Below are 17,057 nucleotides of genomic sequence, written 5' to 3'. Positions count from 1 at the left end.
CAGTAGATGAAGAGAAGGATGGTGACTGGCGTCGCCGTTGGCGTCGCAGCCGCCCTCGCGCTCGCCGCCTGTGGCGGCGGGGGCACGGATTCCAACACGGACAGCAGCGGCGGTGGCACCACCACCGCAGCGTTCGACGCCGCGAACGGCAAGGTGTTCAACCCTTCTGACAAGAAGGGCGGCACCATGAAGTTCGCTATCTCGTCGGACTGGGACTCGGTCGACCCGGGCGACACCTACTACGGGCTGTCGTGGAACCTGGCTCGGCTCTACACCCGTTCGCTGACCATGTTCAAGGTCGGCGCGGGCAGCACCAGCAGCGAGCTGACAGGTGACCTCGCCGAGGGCCTGGGCGTGCCCAGCGACGGTGGGAAGACCTGGACGTACAAGCTGCGTCAGGGTCTGAAGTTCGAGGACGGCACCCCCATCACGTCTAAGGACGTGGAATACGGTGTGTCGCGTTCGCTGGAGAAGAGCGCGCTGGTCAACGGCCCGACCTACTTCAACGACTTCCTCGACCTCAAGGGCTACAAGGGCCCCTACTCGAGCAAGGGCCAGGACAACCCGGCGATCGACACGCCGGACGACCTGACCATCGTGTTCCACCTGAACAAGCCGTTCGGTGGCTTCGACTACTTCGCGCAGATCCCGGCGACTGCCCCGGTTCCGGTTGCCAAGGACACCGGCGTGAAGTACAAGGAGCACGTGGTCTCCTCGGGCCCGTACAAGTTCGAGAGCTACGAGGCCGGCAAGGGCTTCAAGCTGGTCCGCAACGATCAGTGGGACCAGTCCACAGACCCGAACCGCAAGGCTCTGCCGGACGGGTACGACGTGACGATCGGCGCTAACGCCGACGACATCGACAACCAGATCATCGACGGCTCTCTCGACGTCGACATCGCCGGCACTGGTGTGCAGCCCGCGGCTCTTTCCCGCGTGCTCGGCCAGCCGGACCTCAAGGCTCGTGCCGACAACCCGCTGAGCGCGCGCCTGAACTACACCTCGATCAACCCGAATGTCGGCCCGCTGAAGAACATCGAGTGCCGCAAGGCAGTCGAGTACGCAGCGGACCGCACCACCTACCAGACGGCGTACGGCGGCCCCGAGGCCGGCGGCGAGATCGCGACCGGCCTGCTGCCGCCGCAGATCCCGGGCTTCCAGAAGCTCGACGTGTGGTCGATGGGCGCGGACAACAAGGGCGACCTCGACAAGGCCAAGGCTGCTCTGCAGGCCTGTGGTCAGCCCAACGGGTTCGAGACCAACATCGCCTACCGGGCCGAGCGTCCGAAGGAGAAGGCGACCGCGGAGGCGCTGCAGCAGTCCCTGGCCCGGGTCGGCATCAAGCTCACGCTCAAGCCGTTCCCGACCGGTGACTACTTCTCGCTGTACGCGGGCAAGCCCAGCTACCGCGACCAGAACAACCTCGGCCTCATGCTGAACAGCTGGGGTGCGGACTGGAACGACGGCTTCGGCTTCCTGTCGCAGATCGTCGACGGCCGCGTCATCCGGGACACCGGTGGCTCGTCCAACCTGAGCGTCAACGTCCCTGAGATCAACACGATGGTCGACCAGGCGATCGCCGAGACCGACACCGCCAAGCGGGACGCCCTCTGGGGCGCCATCGACAAGCGGGTCATGGAGGAGGCGGTGATCCTGCCGGGCGTCTGGGCCAAGCAGGTGACGGTGCGTAGCACCCGCACGACCAACGTCTTCGTCAACGACGCGTACGGCATGTACGACTTCCTGGCGATGGGCATCCAGTAGCCCTCGAGCTACACCCCTTGGTTAAGCAAGCACCCCAAGTGAGGTAGGTGAAGGCGAGCGGCGGTCGGCCCGCCCGGTAACGGACCGGGCCGGCCGCCGGAGCCGAAATTCGTGGTCGCGTACATCATTCGGCGTCTCTTCGGCGCCGTGCTGACGCTCGTCGTGGTCAGCATGATCACCTTCGGCATCTTCTACCTGGTGCCGCGTTGGGCCGGTGGCACCGCTGAGAGCCTGGCTTCCCGCTACGTCGGCCGGACGGCCAACGCGCAGCAGGTGGCCGATGCCGCACACGGTCTCGGGCTCGACAAGCCGTTCTTCGTGCAGTACTGGGACTGGCTCCAGGCGATCTTCGTCGGCCGGGATTTCACCGGCGTCGGTCCGGCCCCGGTGCACTGCCCGGCGCCGTGTCTCGGTTACTCCTTCATCGGCCGTAACCCGGTGCTGCCCGACATCCTCGACCGGCTGCCGGTCACCGCGTCACTCGCCTTCGGCGCGGCGATCATCTGGCTGATCTTCGGCGTCTCGACAGGCGTCCTCTCGGCGCTCAAGCGCGGTAGCATCTTCGACCGCGCCGCCATGGGCGTCGCGCTCGGCGGCGTCTCGCTCCCGATCTTCTGGACCGGTCTGGTCTCGCTGGTCATCTTCAGCTACGGCCTGCACTGGACCAAGCCGGGCGGTGCGTACACACCCATCGAGGTCAATCCCGGAGAGTGGGCGTACAGCCTGCTGCTGCCGTGGATCACGCTCGCGTTGCTGTTCTCGGCCGCCTACGCCCGACTGACGCGTGCGGGCATGCTCGAGACCATGGGTGAGGACTACATCCGGACGGCGCGGGCCAAGGGTCTCCGCGAACGAACGGTGGTCACCAAGCACGGCCTGCGTGCCGCACTCACTCCGATCGCCACCATCTTCGGCCTCGACGTCGGCCTGCTGCTGGGCGGCGCGGTGCTAACCGAGAGCACCTTCTCGCTGCCGGGCATCGGCAAATACGCCATCGACGCCATCAACACCAACGACATGCCCAAGGTGATGGGTTTCGTCATCTTCTCCGCGGGCTTCGTCGTCATCGCAAACCTGATCGTGGACGTGGTGTACGCGGTCATCGACCCGAGGGTGAGGCTGGCCTGATGCCTGCTCCAGATGCCTTCCTCGATGTGCGGGACCTGCGCATCCACTTCCCGACCGACGACGGCCTGGTCAAGTCCGTCGACGGCCTGAACTTCAAGCTGCAGCGCGGCAAGACGCTCGGCATCGTCGGCGAGTCGGGCTCCGGCAAGTCGGTGACCAGCCTCGGCATCCTCGGGTTGCACAACAAGCGCAACGCCCGGGTGTCCGGCGAGATCCTGCTGGACGGCACCGACATCGTCAGCGCCGACCCGGAGGCCGTGCGCAAGATGCGCGGCCGCCGGATGGCGATGATCTTCCAGGACCCGCTGTCGGCGATGCACCCCTACTACACGGTCGGCCACCAGATCGTGGAGGCCTACCGGGTGCACAACAACGTGTCGAAGGCGGTCGCCAAGAAGCACGCGATCGACCTGCTCGGCCGCGTCGGCATCCCGCAGCCGGACCGCCGGGTCGACGACTACCCGCACCAGTTCTCGGGCGGCATGCGGCAGCGCGCCATGATCGCGATGGCGCTGTCCTGTGACCCGGAGCTGCTGATAGCCGACGAGCCGACCACGGCCCTCGACGTGACGGTGCAGGCGCAGATCCTCGACCTGATGCGCGACCTGCAGCAGGAGTTCAACTCCGCGCTGATCATCATCACCCACGACCTGGGTGTGGTCGCCGAGCTCGCCGACGACGTGCTGGTCATGTACGGCGGCAAGTGCATCGAGTACGGCTCGGCCGTGACGATCTTCGAAGAGCCGGAGCACCCGTACACCTGGGGTCTGCTCGGCTCGATGCCGCGGCTCGACCGGGGCGTCACGAACCGGCTCATGCCGATCAAGGGCACCCCGCCCTCGCTGATCAACGTGCCGTCGGGCTGCGCGTTCCACCCGCGCTGTGCCTACGAGCCGCAGACCGGCGGCCGGGGTACGACGGAGGTCCCGGAGCTCGTCGAGTCCGGCCGGGGCCACCTGGTGCGCTGCCACCTCCCGGTGGCCGAGCGCAAGCGGATCTGGCAGGAGCAGGTCCGCCCGAAGCTGGAGGCAGGATCATGACGGAGAGCATCGCCCGGGAAGGCGTCGCCACGCAGACCCCGAGCAAAGAGGCGCTGCTCTCGGTGCAAGGGCTGCAGAAGCACTTCCCGATCACCAAGGGCCTCTTCAAGCGCCAGGTCGCTGCGGTCAAGGCCGTCGACGGCATCGACTTCGACGTCTACAAGGGTGAGACGCTCGGCCTGGTGGGCGAGTCCGGCTGTGGCAAGAGCACGACCGGCCGGCTGATCACCCGACTCTCGGAGCCGACCGGCGGCCGGATCACGTTCGACGGCTCCGACATCTCGCACCTCGGCACCGGTGCCATGCGGCCCTACCGCCGCGACATGCAGATGATCTTCCAGGACCCGTTCTCGTCCTTGAACCCGCGGCACACGGTCGGCGCCATCGTCGGTGCGCCGTTCCACATCCAGGGCGTCAAGACCGAGCACGGCGTCAAGCGCGCGGTGCAGGACCTGCTCAAGCTGGTGGGCCTCAACCCGGAGCACTACAACCGCTACCCGCACGAGTTCTCCGGCGGTCAGCGGCAGCGCATCGGCATCGCCCGCACGCTGGCGCTCAAGCCGAAGCTGATCGTGGCCGACGAGCCGGTGTCCGCGCTCGACGTGTCGATCCAGGCCCAGGTCGTCAACCTGCTCGAAGACCTGCAGGAAGAGCTCGGCCTGACCTACGTGGTCATCGCGCACGACCTGTCCGTGGTGCGGCACATCTCGGACCGGGTCGCGGTCATGTACCTCGGCAAGATCGTCGAGGTCGCCGACCGCGAGTCGCTCTACAGCAACCCGCGGCACCCGTACACGGTGGCGTTGATGTCGGCGGTGCCGGTGCCCAACCCGCGCCGGCGCGAGTCCAACCAGCGCGAGCGCGTGCTGCTCACCGGCGACGTGCCGAGCCCGATCGACCCGCCGTCCGGCTGCCGGTTCCGCACGCGGTGCTGGAAGGCGCAGGAGATCTGCGCGACGACCGAGCCGCCGCTGGTCGTCCGCGAAGGCGACTCCCCAGACCACGCCACCGCATGTCATTTCCCGGTCGCGGACAACGAAGAAGTCGCCGGTCGCAGCAAGGCAGCTTAAGGACCAAGAACCGGAGCTGGTCCCGGGCTCGTCGGCGGCACGACCGTCGCTCCCGCCGGGGACCGCTCCGCTTCGCTGCGCTGCCAGGTCCGCGGCGGGTTGCGGCAACAGCCTCAACCCTCCGGGCGGTTCAGCAGCGCCAGCGCGATCGCGTGCACGGCGTCGAGGTCGGCCGGGTCCTTCAGGGCGGCCTTTCCGCCTGTGACGGCGTACCACTCGTCAGCGTCCTTGTACTGGACTTTCAGCGCCACCTGGCCGTCTTTCAGCTCGGTGCGCAACGTCAGGTCGCCGGTGACGACGCCGACCTCGTCTGTCATTACTCCGCCTGGGCCGGCGGTTAGGTCCGATTGTTTCGCGGGCGGTTCCGTCATGGGCAGGTCTCCAGCATGTCGGCTAGTGCGCTCTTTTCCGCGGTGGTCACCGTCAGCTTCCAGTAGTGCTTGACGGCGATCCAGTCTTGCGCGTATTCGCACCAGAAGTCGCGGTTGCTGGGCTTCCACTGCGACGGATCCTGGTCACCCTTTGCCCGGTTGCTGTTGAGTGAAACCGCGAGCAACTGCGGGCGGGTCAGGTCGTTGGCGAAATCGCCCCGGGCCTCGTCCTCCCACTCGTCGGCGCCGGAGCGCCAGGCGTTCGCCAACGGCACCATGTGGTCGATGTCCACGCCGGACGGGTCCGTCAGCACCTTGTTGTCATAGACGCTGTCCCAGCGCCCGCCGACCACGTTGCACCCGCTCACCTCGACGCCCGTGCCGTCGCGGCTCAGCACCGTGTCGCGGACGTCACAGTTCTTGCCGGCCTTGCGCCAGTGCGGGAACCGGTCGCGGCTGTAGCCCTTCATCGAGGCCGCCCGCGCCACGGTCAACTGGTCGAGCAACCGGGTCGATTCGGTGGCCGTTGGACCGGTTTCGGTGGCTCTCGGACCGGCTGAACCGGGTTCAACCGGGACGCAACCGGCGGTGGCGGTGAGGAGGGCGGCGGCGGTCAGGACATTGAGGAGGATGCGGGGGGTACGCACGTGCTAATCGTGCGCCCCGCTCGCCACCCAGGCCAGAACCTCCGGTTCGTTCGGCGATTCGGTGGTGATCCCTGACTGTGCGGAGGCACATTAGGGCACATGACCGCGCCCGAGCCCTTGGAACTGAAGTCGGCAGCCGGCCGGGGCGTGCTGTTCTCCACGATCCTCGCGTCCGGGATGGCCTTTCTCGACGGCACGATCGTCAACGTCGCGCTGCCGCACATCGGCGCCGACCTGAACTCGACCGTCGCCGGTCTGCAATGGACCATCAACGGCTACCTGCTCACGCTGGCCGCGTTCGTGCTGCTCGGCGGCTCGCTGGGGGACCGGCTCGGCCGCCGGAAGATCTACGTGATCGGCATCGTCTGGTTCACCGTGGCGTCGGTGCTGTGCGCGCTGTCGCCGACCATCGGCATGCTGATCGGCGCCCGGTTCCTCCAAGGAGCCGGCGCGGCCCTGCTCACGCCGGGCTCGCTGGCGATCATCCAGGCGTCGTTCCGGTCCGAGGACCGCGGTCGGGCGATCGGCATGTGGTCGGGCTTCTCCGGCATCTCGACGGCGCTCGGCCCGTTCGTCGGCGGGCTCCTGATCGACGCGCTCTCCTGGCGCTGGGCGTTCCTGATCAACGTGCCGCTCGGCGTTCTCGCGATCCTGGCGTCGCTGCGGTGGGTGCCGGAGAGCCGCGCGCCCGAGGCGAACACCAGGTTCGACGTGACCGGCGCCGTGCTGGCGGCGCTCGCCCTGGCCGGCATCACGTTCGCGCTGATCGAGGCGCCGGACGACGGGTGGGGCGCGCCGCTGGTGGTCGGCGCGATCGCGATCGGGATCGGGTGCGCGGTCGCGTTCGTGCTGGTCGAGCGGCACAAGGGTGACGCGGCCATGACGCCGCCAACGCTGTTCCGCAGCCGGGTCTTCACGGTGCTCAACCTCTACACGGTGGCGGTCTACGGCGCGCTGAGCGGGCAGAGCTTCTTCCTGGCCGTGATGCTGCAGAACGTCGCCGGGTACGACGCGTTCCAGGCCGGCGTGGCCACGCTCCCGTCGACCGTGCTGATGCTGCTGCTGTCGGCGCGCTCCGGCGAGCTCGCGACCCGGATCAGCCCGCGCTGGCAGCTCACCATCGGTCCGGTGATCGCCGCCGTCGGGATGATCCTGTTGCGCCGGGTCGGCCCGGAGACCAACTACCTCACCGATGTGCTGCCCGGCGTGCTGCTCTTCGGCCTCGGCCTGGTGACCCTGGTCGCGCCGTTGACCACGGCCGTGCTGGGCGCGGTCAGCATGGAGCATTCGGGCATCGCCAGCGGGGTCAACAACGCCGCCGCCCGGGCCGGTGCGCTGATCGCCATCGCCGCGTTGCCGTTGCTGGTCGGGTTGACCGGCGAGTCGTACCAGGTGCCGGCCGAGCTGACCTCGTCGTTCCGCTCCGCGATGCTGTGGTGCGCCGGCCTGATGGTGGTCGGCGCCGGGCTGGCCGTGTTCTTCTGCGGCGGCGTGGTCGCGGCCATGTGGCACCGGGCGGTGACGTTCGCGACGACGCCCAACCACTCGGTGCACCCGGTGCAGGACAAGCCCTGACAGCCCGGAGCCCGGCACCCAGGTTCGGGTGCCGGGCTCCGGTCTTTCCGGGATCGCCGGTTACTTGCGGGCGCGGTTGACCGCGCTGGTGATGGCTCGCATCGAGGCGTTGACGATGTTGGGGTCGAGGCCGACGCCCCACACGGTCTCGCCGTCGACGTCGCACTCCACGTAGGCGGCGGCGCGGGCGTCGCCACCCGAGGACATGGCGTGCTCGGCATAGTCGAGTACGCGTACCCGGATGCCCATGCTCTGGATCGCGTTGACGTACGCGTCGATCGGGCCGTTGCCGACCGCGGTCAGCACCCGCTGCGCGTCCGAGTACTCGACCGTCGCCTCGACCTCGACCTTGTCGTCGACCGTCGCCGTCGCGTACCCGTGCAGGGTGATGTCGCTGCTCCGGGCCGTGAGGTACTCCGCCGCGAAGATCTCCCACATCCGCTCGGGCTCGACCTCGCCGCCCTCGTGGTCGGTGTGCGCCTGGACCACGCCGGAGAACTCGATCTGCAGCCGACGCGGCAGGTCGAGGTTGTGCTCCTCCTTCATGATGTACGCGACGCCGCCCTTGCCGGACTGCGAGTTGACCCGGATGACCGCCTCGTACGTGCGACCCACGTCGCGCGGGTCGATCGGCAGGTAGGGCACGCCCCAGGCGAAGTCGTCGATCGGCACGCCGGCTTCCTTGGCGTCCTTGGCCAGGAAGTCCAGGCCCTTCTTGATCGCGTCCTGGTGCGAGCCGGAGAAGGCGGTGTAGACCAGGTCACCGGCGTACGGGTGGCGCTCGTGCACGGGCAGCTGGTTGCAGTATTCGACCGTGCGCTTGATCTCGTCGATGCGGCCGAAGTCGATCTGCGGGTCGACGCCCTGCGAGAACACGTTCAGGCCGAGCGTGACCAGGTCGACGTTGCCGGTGCGCTCGCCGTTGCCGAACAGGCAACCCTCGACCCGGTCGGCGCCGGCCAGCACGCCGAGCTCGGCGGCGGCCACGGCGGTGCCGCGGTCGTTGTGCGGGTGCAGGCTCAGCACGACGCTGTCCCGCCGCGGCAGGTTGCGGTGCATCCACTCGATCGAGTCGGCGTAGACGTTGGGCGTTGCCATCTCGACGGTCGCCGGCAGGTTGATGATCAGCGGGCGGTCCGGCGTCGGGTCGATCACGTCGATGACGGCGGAGCAGACCTCGAGCGCGTACTCCAGCTCGGTGCCCGTGTAGGACTCCGGCGAGTACTCGTAGAAGATCTCGGTGTCCGGGGTGTGGATCTCCGCGTACTTCTGGCAGAGCCGCGCACCGCTGGTGGCGATGTCGGTGATGCCGTCCTTGTCGAGGCCGAACACCACCCGGCGCTGCAGGGTCGAGGTCGAGTTGTAGAAGTGCACGATCGCGCGCTTGGCGCCGCGCAGCGACTCGAAGGTGCGGTCGATCAGGTGCTCGCGGCACTGGGTCAGCACCTGGATCGTCACGTCGTCCGGGATCATGTCGTCTTCGATGAGCTGCCGGACGAAGTCGAAGTCCGTCTGGCTGGCCGACGGGAAGCCGACCTCGATCTCCTTGTAGCCCATCTCGACGAGCAGGTGGAACATCCGGCGCTTGCGCTCGGGGGACATCGGGTCGATCAGCGCCTGGTTGCCGTCGCGCAGGTCGACGGCGCACCAGCGGGGCGCCTGCTCGATGCGGCGGGTGGGCCAGGTGCGGTCGGGGAGGTCCACGCCGAACTGCTCGTGGTACGACGCGTACCGCTGGAAGGGCATCTGGCTGGCGCGTTGGCGGGCGATGGGATTTTCGGACGTTACGTCAGACATCGCGAAAAAGCTCCTGAGGCTGGAGAAAGAGTCATGGGCGCCGTCGGGCGGCTGGAAAACCTGGGTTTCGGTGCAGCGAACGGACGGCGCGACTCAGCTCCGCGACGGGGTGCCGGCCTAGAGGGCCCCGTCGCGGCAAGGAAGCAGGAGCTGCCGATGCCACATGACAACGATCACCCTACGTGACCTCGTGCCGCTTTTGCCAAGGACCGTCCGGACTCTGAGACGAAGGTCTCGTTATGTGCCCGGCTGAGCACTGCCGGTGACGGTCGGCGTGGGCGCCGGCGGTGCCGCCATGCCGAGCGGCTTGCCGTCGGTGACCGGGCCCGGCATGGCGACGCTCGGCGGCGCGGGGCCGGTCGGCCCGGCCAGCACCAGCTCGCCGTAGCCGAACTTGGCGGCGGTCAGCGTGCCGTCGGCGTCGTAGCAGTAGAAACCGACGTCGAGGGCGGCGCTGACCGAGGCGGTGGTGGTCTCGACCGCGAAGCACGAGCCCTTCGCGCCGGGGAGTGGCGGCGCCGTCGAGACCGACAGTGGCGCGCCCGGGTCGGTCAACACATGGCGGACGGTGACCAGGGCGCGTTGCACCTTGGGATCGATCGACCCGGGTACGTCGGCGTCCGGGCCGCCGATCTTCACGCAGTTGGGCGTCAGCGACTCGTCGGCCGAGGGCCGTGCGCACTGGAACAGGCCGATCTCGTTGCGCACGATCGAGATGTCGACCGTGCCGCCGAGCGCCAGGTCTGGCACGTCGACCCGCCAGCTCCCGTCGGGCGAGAGAGTCAGCGAGACACTGCGCTCCCGGCCGTCGGCGCGGTAGGTGTAGATCGCGGTCAGCGTGCGGTCCTGCGCGGCGGCGGCGAGGGCGGCGAGTTGGTCCCGGGCCTCGGCTTCCGGTGCTGGCGTGGCCGTGGTCGCTGGGTCGCTGGGCTTCGGTGCCGGGTCGCCGCCACAGCCGGTGAGCACGAACACGGCGGCCAGCGCGCCGGCGAACCACCGGCGCGGGCTCGCCCCGTACGCCCACACGGGGTTCATTGTGGTGGTCTTGCCATGTAGAGCGGTCCATGTGTGTCGGCGTGTCTTCGCGCGCGTCGAACTTCTGATCGTGAACGGTGCGTGACGGTCCGTCAGATGGTGGGATCGCGACTCCCGTCACACCCTGGCCGCCGGTACCCTGACGGGGGAAAATCGCGCCGCCGGCGGCCAACCCGGCGGCGTTGGCACGTTTGCCCCGTGCGGCGCCGACCCGGTGTTGCGGGGGCGCGGGCATGTGAGACGGGAGCATTCCGCGGTGGCGCTTGTAGTGCAGAAGTACGGCGGCTCGTCGGTCGCCGACGCGGAGCGGATCAAGCGAGTTGCCGAGCGCATCGTCGACGCCCGCAAGGCGGGCAACGACGTGGTGGTCGTGGTTTCCGCGATGGGCGACACCACCGACGAACTGCTCGACCTCGCTCACCAGGTCAGCCCGCTGCCGGCCGGTCGCGAGCTCGACATGCTGTTGACCGCCGGGGAGCGCATCTCGATGGCGTTGCTCGCGATGGCGATCCAGAACCTGGGCTACGAGGCGCGGTCCTACACCGGGTCCCAGGCCGGGGTGTTGACCACCTCGGTGCACGGGCGCGCCCGGATCATCGACGTCACGCCCGGCCGGTTGCGTGGCGCTCTCGACGAGGGCGCGATCGCGATCGTGGCCGGTTTCCAGGGTGTCTCGCAGGACACGAAGGACATCACGACGCTGGGCCGGGGCGGGTCCGACACGACCGCCGTCGCGCTGGCCGCGGCGCTGTCCGCCGACGTGTGCGAGATCTACACCGACGTTGACGGCGTCTTCACGGCCGACCCGCGTATCGTGCCGAACGCGCGGCACATCAAGGAAATCACCTACGAGGAGATGCTGGAGCTGGCCGCCTGTGGCGCCAAGGTCCTGGTGCTGCGCTGCGTCGAGTACGCGCGCCGCTTCAAGGTGCCGATCCACGTCCGCTCCTCGTACACGCAGAACCCCGGCACTATCGTCACCGGATCGATGGAGGACCTTCCCGTGGAACAGGCACTTATCACTGGAGTCGCCCACGACCCGAGCGAAGCCAAGATCACGATCGTGTCGGTCCCCGACGAGCCGGGCGCAGCCGCCAAGATCTTCGAAACGGTCGCGGGCGCTGAGATCAACATCGACATGATCGTGCAGAACGTCTCGACGGGTCAGGCCGCCGCGCACCAGAGCGGCCGCACCGACATCTCGTTCACGCTGCCCCGGGCCGAGGGCCCGGTGGCCATGGCCGCGCTCAACCGCGTCCAGAACGAGATCGGCTTCGAGAGCCTGCTCTTCGACGACCATGTCGGCAAGGTCTCGCTGATCGGCGCCGGCATGCGGTCCAACCCTGGTGTGGCCGCCAAGTTCTTCGCCGCGCTGGCCGAGGCCGGCATCAACATCGAGATGATCTCCACGTCCGAGATCCGGGTCTCCGTCGTCTGCCGCGACACCGACCTCAACGAGGCGGTACGCGCCGTGCACGACGCCTTCGACCTCGGCGGCACCGAAGAGGCCGTGGTCTACGCGGGGACCGGGAGGTGACCGCGGCGTCGCGCTCCGGCCTGCCGTCGCTGGCGGTGGTAGGCGCGACCGGAGCCGTCGGCACGGTGATGTGCGAGCTGTTGTCGGCCCGCAAGAACGTCTGGGGCGAGATCCGGCTGCTGTCCTCACCCCGGTCGGCCGGCAAGAAGGTCTACTGCCGCGGCGAGGAGCTGACGGTCCAGGAGCTCTCGGAGTCGACCTTGGCCGGCGTCGACGTCGCGATGTTCGACGTGCCCGACGAGGTGTCCGCGGAGTGGGCGCCGCGGGCGGCCGCCCTGGGCGCCGTAGCCGTCGACAACTCGGCCGCGTTCCGGATGGACCGCGACGTGCCGCTGGTGGTCCCGGAGATCAACCCGGAACAGATCCGCAACCGCCCCAAAGGCATCATTGCGAACGCCAACTGCACGACCCTGACGATGATCGTGGCGATCGCGCCGCTGCATCGTGAATACGGCCTGCGGGAGCTGGTGGTGGCCTCCTACCAGGCGGTCTCTGGCGCGGGGCAGGTCGGCGTCGACACGCTGCACGACCAGTTGACGAAGATCGCGGGCGACCGGGTGCTGGGCTCGCGCTCGGGCAACGTACGCCAGGCGATCGGTGACGACCTCGGCCCGTTCCCGGCGCCGCTGGCCCTCAACGTGGTGCCGTGGGCGGGTTCGCTGAAGGACGCGGGTTGGTCGTCGGAGGAGCTCAAGCTCCGCAACGAGTCGCGCAAGATCCTGGGCCTGCCCGACCTGAAGGTCTCGGCGACCTGCGTCCGGGTGCCGGTGGTGACCGGCCACTCGGTGGCGGTGCACGCGGTCTTCGGCAGCGAGGTGACCGCGGACGGCGCCCGAGAGGCGTTGCGCAACGCACCGAGTGTGATCCTGGTCGACGACCCGGCGGCGGGCGAGTTCCCGATGCCGATCGACGCGGTGGGCACCGACCCGTCGTGGGTCGGCCGGATCCGCCGGTCGATGGACGACCCCCGTGCGCTGGATCTGTTCGTCACGGGCGACAACCTGCGTAAGGGTGCGGCCCTGAACACGGCGCAGATCGCGGAACTGGTCGCAGCGGAGCTGACCGCGAAGTAGGCGCCGCCCTTGGGTGGTTGCCGCAACCGCCGCGTTGGCGTTGCGGCAACCAGTCAGGCGCCGAGTTGGCGGCGGACCTCGGCCGCTACCCGGCCGCCCTCCGCGCGTCCGGCGACGGCCGCCTGGGCGGCCTTCATGGCCGGCCCCATCTGGGCCTTGCCGCTGAACGACCCGGCCGCGAGCGCCTCGGACACCAACCCCGCGAGGTCTTCGTCGGAGAGTTGCTTCGGCAGGTAGCGGTCGATGACCTCGCCCTCGGCGGTTTCCTTGGCCGCCTGCTCGGCCCGCCCCGCGTCGGCGAACGCGGTCGCGGCCTCGCGGCGCTTCTTCGCCTCACGGGTGAGCACGGCCAGGACCTCGTCGTCGGTCAGCTCGCGCTTCTCCTTGCCGGCCACCTCGGCATTGCCGATCGCGGCCAGCGCCATTCGCAGCGTCGACGTCGTCATCTCGTCGCGGGCCTTGAGCGCGGCCCGCATGTCGGTGGTGAGGACGTCCTTCAGCGTGCCCATGAGGCCACAAACTACCCTGGGTGCCATGCGAAAGCGCACGGTTTACCGGCTGGCGGCCGGCACGGCGATGGCTGGCGCGGCGACGTTCGCCTACGCCGCGCTGGTGGAGCGGAACCTGTTCACCCTCCGGCGGTACGACGTGCCGGTGCTGGCCACCGACGCCGAGCCGCTGCGCATCCTGCATCTTTCAGACCTGCACATGATGCCGGACCAGCGCCGCAAGCAGCACTGGGTGGCCGCCCTCGCCGGCACCGATCCCGACCTGGTCGTCGTCACGGGCGACAACATGGCCAACCCCGACGCCGTGCCCGGTGTCATGCGGGCCCTTCAGCCCCTCCTCGACGTGCCGGGCGCGTTCGTCTTCGGGTCCAACGACTACCGCGGGCCGGTGTTCAAGAACCCGTTCAGCTACTTCGAGAAGGACCGCGAGTACGTCCAGGGCGTCGAGCTTCCGACCGAGGAGTTGCGGGACGTCCTGGTGGGTGCGGGCTGGGCCGACCTCAACAACGCGCGCACGACGATCAAGGCTGGCGGCCGCCTGATCGAGGCCGTCGGGGTCGACGACCCGCACGTGGAGCGCGACGACTACGCCTCGGTGGCCGGGCCCGCGTCGCCCGCCGCCGACCTGCGGCTGGCCTTGACCCACACGCCCGAGCCGCGGGTGCTCGACGACATGGCGCGGGACGGGTTCGACCTGATGCTCGCCGGACACACGCACGGCGGCCAGGTCTGCGTGCCGTACGTCGGTGCGCTGGTGACCAACTGTGGCCTGCCCCGGTCGATGGCCAAGGGCCTGCACCACTGGCCCGGCAGCAGCGCGTGGTTGCACGTGTCGGCCGGGCTCGGTACGCACCCGACCGCCCCGGTTCGGTTCGCCTGCCGCCCGGAGGCGACGCTGCTCACGCTCATCCCACGCTGAGGCCCCATACCGAATTTGACCCGGGTGGGCGGTGGGCTAGTATTGCTCGGCACGCCTCGGGGTGTGGCGCAGCTTGGTAGCGCGCTTCGTTCGGGACGAAGAGGTCGTCGGTTCGAATCCGGCCACCCCGACCAGGTGTGAGGGCACATCCGAAATTTCGGGTGTGCCCTCTTTGCTAAGCAGAGCCAGCCATCCAGGCCGAGGCGGTGCCAGCCGGCCGGGCCCAGGCGGGTGACGATCCGCGGAACCCGCGGGGTGTCGGTTCGCCTTTGATCGGGTGAGGCTCATCTGGAAATCGGTGGGCCGCGACGAAGATCGGGTGCACGTCACCTTGCCCCGGCACGGCGTGTCGCCCAGACCAGCCACACCCGATCACGCCGCAACGTGTCCACCGACCAGATCTCGTGCACGCGATCAAGGCGACCAAGGGCCTGCTTCGAAACGCAGCAGGACCGAGCGCGTTACCTCGAACGCAACCGGGTCACAGCTCGAAGTCGATCACCGGCGCCGAGGACCTCCAGGACCGGAGCGATGCGCAGGTTAGCGGTCGCGGTACCCGGCCCCGGCCCCGGCGCGCCTGCCCCGGCGGCGGAGCCGGCAGGTCGGGCGGGGCAGGCGGGCGAAGGCGCGGAGCCAGCGTGTCGGCCGGAGCCGGTGGGATCGGTCGGAGCTGGCGGGCCAAGGCGTAACCAGCCGGGTCTGGACGGACCTGGCCAGTCGGGCGGTGCCGCGCCGCTAGGCGGAGCCGGCCAGGCGGGCGCCGTCTCGGCCGTCGCGCTTGACCTCGTACAGCGCCGCGTCAGCCCGGCGCAGCGCTCGCTCCGGTGGCTCGTCTTCCTCGACCAGCGCCACCCCGATACTCACCGTGCGGCCGATCGCTCGGGCCGCTGCCGTCAGGCGGTCGGCGATGGCCATCGCCTCGTTGGGGTGGCGGACCTCCAGGACCGCCACGAACTCGTCGCCGCCCAGGCGGAACAGTTCGTCCGCGTGGCGCAGGGCGTCCTTCAGGGCGCCGGCCACGGCGACCAGGACCGCGTCGCCTTCCTGGTGGCCGTACGTGTCGTTGATGACCTTGAACTGGTCGATGTCGATCGCCAGCAGGGCTGTGCGGCCTGGCACGGCGCCGCGGATTCGTTCGCCGAACGGGCCCTGGTGCCGCAACCCGGTCAGCGGGTCGGAGCTCGCCAGTTCGCGGAGCTGGGTCAGGGTGCGCAGTCGGTCGAGGCACGACCAGGCCTGGGCGGCCAGCAGTTCCATCAGGTTGACCATCGACGGGTCCGGCTCGAGGACGCGCTCGTCGGCGATCAGCATGACGCCGCCGGAGTCTGGCGGGCCGACCGGCACCATGATCAGGGTTGCCACGCCGGCGTCGACCAGTGGGCGGTACGCGTGCGGTACGCAGTGTTCCGTCTCGCCGATCGTGTACGACGAGCCGTGCCGGTGCGCGAGGCTGACCAGCTCGAGCAGTGCCGACTCGGGCAGTGCCGTCATCACGTCGCGCAGCTTGGCCTCGAACTCGCCCGGTAGGACGGTCGGCATGCCGACCCGCATCCGCTGGCCGTCGTCGATGACGAGCACCGCCGCGGACAGGCCGGACATGTCACGGGCGGCGTCGTTGGCGGCCGCCATCAGCTCCCACTCCGTCGACGCGGACGTGAGCGCGCCGGCGTGCCGCAGCAGTTTCTCGGTGCGTTTCTCCGGCGGCGGACCGCCGAGGCGGGTGATCCGGTCGCCGAGACAGGCGGCCACCTCGTCGACCAGCTTTCGGGCGGCCTCGACGTCGGTCGGCTCCTGCCATTCGACGTTGAGGACGCCGATCGAGCCGCCGTCGCTGTCCAGCAGTGGCGAGCAGACTTCCAGCGCCGTGCCGGGCGCGCCGAACGGGATGTAGTCGGGGTCGTCCTGGACCGCCACGACGGTCTGCGTCTGGCCGGTGCGGAAAGCGCGCCCGGACACACCGCGCCCCGGTTGCACAGCGGTGAAAACCTGCCATGCGCCGGCAGCGGCGACACAACGCAGATGACGTCGTACGGGTAGCAGCGCGGCCGCCATCGCCCCCGTGTGCGCATGCAGGGCGTTGACCGTCAGTCGGCAGGCTTCCTCCGCGGACGAGGCCCGGGACAGGCGCGCCGTCACGTCGCTGACGATGCGTTCGTGATCCAGTCGCACGGCAACTTTCCGGTGAGGTCTGTTCTCGGCGCTACGGCGAAGACGAAAAAGAAGAATCTTCGGCAGCCTACCGACTGTAGCTGGATCATTGCTGCCTGCCCGCACCCCCTCCCGGACAAACCGGTTGATCTCGGATGGCCGGTGAGCGTTCTCACCACGTGATTGTCAAACGGCAACAGGGACGCCGGACGACGCCGGCGGGCCCGTCGACCTGCGGTGCGGCCGTGATGGGCGGGCGTTGTCGGTCTCCTGGGCCGCGGGCCGGTGGCCGCTCTCCTTGTGGAGGTCCGTGTGGGTGGTTAGCCAAGACCACCGCCGCCGCCTAGACGCGACCACGACCGCCGACAGGACGGTCGTCGGGTCCAGGCGGCGGGTTGACTGGCGCGGGGCAGCCCTCACGACAGCGCGCCCACCGGACGATGC

Annotated in this window: 14 protein-coding genes and 1 tRNA gene; 9 read left to right on the top strand and 6 right to left on the bottom strand. The window is 69.2% G+C overall.

The window, feature by feature from the left end; translation table 11 throughout:
* Window positions 1–6: 6 nt before the first annotated feature.
* From CHC05_RS33850 to CHC05_RS33835, 4 genes are all read left to right on the top strand, one after another.
* On the top strand, window positions 7–1,764 hold the full coding sequence (locus tag CHC05_RS33850) for an ABC transporter substrate-binding protein (protein ID WP_089254719.1): 1,758 nt from the start codon (window positions 7–9) through the stop codon (window positions 1,762–1,764).
* Window positions 1,765–1,875: 111 nt separating this feature from the next.
* The gene (locus CHC05_RS33845) at window positions 1,876–2,892 is read left to right on the top strand and encodes an ABC transporter permease (RefSeq protein ID WP_089254718.1); all 1,017 of its coding nucleotides are present in this window, start codon (window positions 1,876–1,878) and stop codon (window positions 2,890–2,892) included.
* Entirely contained in the window at window positions 2,892–3,932 is a 1,041-nt protein-coding gene (locus tag CHC05_RS33840) for an ABC transporter ATP-binding protein (protein ID WP_089254717.1), read from the top strand. Before CHC05_RS33845 ends, CHC05_RS33840 begins: the two co-directional genes overlap by 1 nt.
* A complete protein-coding gene (locus CHC05_RS33835; protein WP_089254716.1) occupies window positions 3,929–5,002 on the top strand; it encodes an ABC transporter ATP-binding protein in 1,074 nt (357 codons plus the stop codon). Before CHC05_RS33840 ends, CHC05_RS33835 begins: the two co-directional genes overlap by 4 nt.
* A gap of 113 nt (window positions 5,003–5,115) precedes the next feature.
* On the opposite strand, the gene CHC05_RS43545 is transcribed toward CHC05_RS33835, so the two are convergent.
* Window positions 5,116–5,478, bottom strand: a complete 363-nt coding sequence (locus CHC05_RS43545; protein WP_425426886.1) for a hypothetical protein — start codon at window positions 5,476–5,478, stop codon at window positions 5,116–5,118.
* Window positions 5,370–6,020 carry an HNH endonuclease family protein gene (locus CHC05_RS33825; RefSeq protein ID WP_245871356.1) on the bottom strand — a complete coding sequence of 217 codons (651 nt, stop codon included), beginning with the start codon at window positions 6,018–6,020 and terminating at the stop codon, window positions 5,370–5,372. The genes CHC05_RS43545 and CHC05_RS33825 overlap by 109 nt, the downstream gene beginning before the upstream one ends.
* Before the next feature lie 99 nt (window positions 6,021–6,119).
* On the opposite strand from CHC05_RS33825, the gene CHC05_RS33820 reads away from it, so the two are divergent.
* Window positions 6,120–7,595, top strand: a complete 1,476-nt coding sequence (locus CHC05_RS33820; RefSeq protein WP_089254714.1) for an MFS transporter — start codon at window positions 6,120–6,122, stop codon at window positions 7,593–7,595.
* 60 nt (window positions 7,596–7,655) lie between these two features.
* Here the strand turns inward: CHC05_RS33820 and leuA are convergent, their stop codons facing one another.
* Window positions 7,656–9,392 (bottom strand): 2-isopropylmalate synthase, encoded by a 1,737-nt coding sequence (gene leuA, locus CHC05_RS33815; protein WP_089254713.1) that lies wholly within the window; start codon window positions 9,390–9,392, stop codon window positions 7,656–7,658.
* 237 nt (window positions 9,393–9,629) lie between these two features.
* Window positions 9,630–10,418 (bottom strand): hypothetical protein, encoded by a 789-nt coding sequence (locus tag CHC05_RS33810; protein WP_245871355.1) that lies wholly within the window; start codon window positions 10,416–10,418, stop codon window positions 9,630–9,632.
* Between the two features lie 265 nt (window positions 10,419–10,683).
* Here CHC05_RS33810 and CHC05_RS33805 point away from each other — a divergent pair, with 265 nt between their 5' ends.
* On the top strand, window positions 10,684–11,964 hold the full coding sequence (locus tag CHC05_RS33805) for an aspartate kinase (protein WP_089254711.1): 1,281 nt from the start codon (window positions 10,684–10,686) through the stop codon (window positions 11,962–11,964).
* On the top strand, window positions 11,961–13,037 hold the full coding sequence (locus CHC05_RS33800) for an aspartate-semialdehyde dehydrogenase (protein ID WP_281257785.1): 1,077 nt from the start codon (window positions 11,961–11,963) through the stop codon (window positions 13,035–13,037). The genes CHC05_RS33805 and CHC05_RS33800 overlap by 4 nt, the downstream gene beginning before the upstream one ends.
* A 53-nt stretch (window positions 13,038–13,090) precedes the next feature.
* Here CHC05_RS33800 and CHC05_RS33795 read toward each other — a convergent pair whose 3' ends face one another.
* On the bottom strand, window positions 13,091–13,546 hold the full coding sequence (locus CHC05_RS33795; protein WP_089254710.1) for a GatB/YqeY domain-containing protein: 456 nt from the start codon (window positions 13,544–13,546) through the stop codon (window positions 13,091–13,093).
* A 25-nt stretch (window positions 13,547–13,571) separates the two neighbouring features.
* Here CHC05_RS33795 and CHC05_RS33790 point away from each other — a divergent pair, with 25 nt between their 5' ends.
* Both CHC05_RS33790 and CHC05_RS33785 read left to right on the top strand, forming a co-directional pair.
* Window positions 13,572–14,465 (top strand): metallophosphoesterase, encoded by an 894-nt coding sequence (locus tag CHC05_RS33790; protein ID WP_089254709.1) that lies wholly within the window; start codon window positions 13,572–13,574, stop codon window positions 14,463–14,465.
* A 57-nt stretch (window positions 14,466–14,522) separates the two neighbouring features.
* Window positions 14,523–14,599 (top strand) — tRNA-Pro (locus tag CHC05_RS33785).
* 601 nt (window positions 14,600–15,200) lie between these two features.
* On the opposite strand, the gene CHC05_RS33780 is transcribed toward CHC05_RS33785, so the two are convergent.
* Window positions 15,201–16,628, bottom strand: a complete 1,428-nt coding sequence (locus CHC05_RS33780; protein WP_089254796.1) for a diguanylate cyclase — start codon at window positions 16,626–16,628, stop codon at window positions 15,201–15,203.
* Between the last annotated feature and the right edge of the window lie 429 nt (window positions 16,629–17,057).

The sequence above is a fragment of the Asanoa hainanensis genome (assembly GCF_900188485.1).
Taxonomy (GTDB): Bacteria; Actinomycetota; Actinomycetes; order Mycobacteriales; family Micromonosporaceae; genus Asanoa; species Asanoa hainanensis.
Note: the sequence above shows the minus strand (reverse complement) of the source record. Positions and strands in the feature narration are given on the sequence as shown.

Bases quoted from the DNA above. Each gene is read 5' to 3' on its own strand.
- CHC05_RS33850 (WP_089254719.1), top strand. From the start codon at position 7: ATGAAGAGAAGGATGGTGACTGGCGTCGCCGTTGGCGTCGCAGCCGCC.
- CHC05_RS33840 (WP_089254717.1), top strand. From the start codon at position 2,892: ATGCCTGCTCCAGATGCCTTCCTCGATGTGCGGGACCTGCGCATCCAC.
- CHC05_RS33795 (WP_089254710.1), bottom strand. From the start codon at position 13,546: ATGGGCACGCTGAAGGACGTCCTCACCACCGACATGCGGGCCGCGCTC.
- CHC05_RS33790 (WP_089254709.1), top strand. From the start codon at position 13,572: ATGCGAAAGCGCACGGTTTACCGGCTGGCGGCCGGCACGGCGATGGCT.
- leuA (WP_089254713.1), bottom strand. From the start codon at position 9,392: ATGTCTGACGTAACGTCCGAAAATCCCATCGCCCGCCAACGCGCCAGC.
- CHC05_RS33835 (WP_089254716.1), top strand. From the start codon at position 3,929: ATGACGGAGAGCATCGCCCGGGAAGGCGTCGCCACGCAGACCCCGAGC.
- CHC05_RS33820 (WP_089254714.1), top strand. From the start codon at position 6,120: ATGACCGCGCCCGAGCCCTTGGAACTGAAGTCGGCAGCCGGCCGGGGC.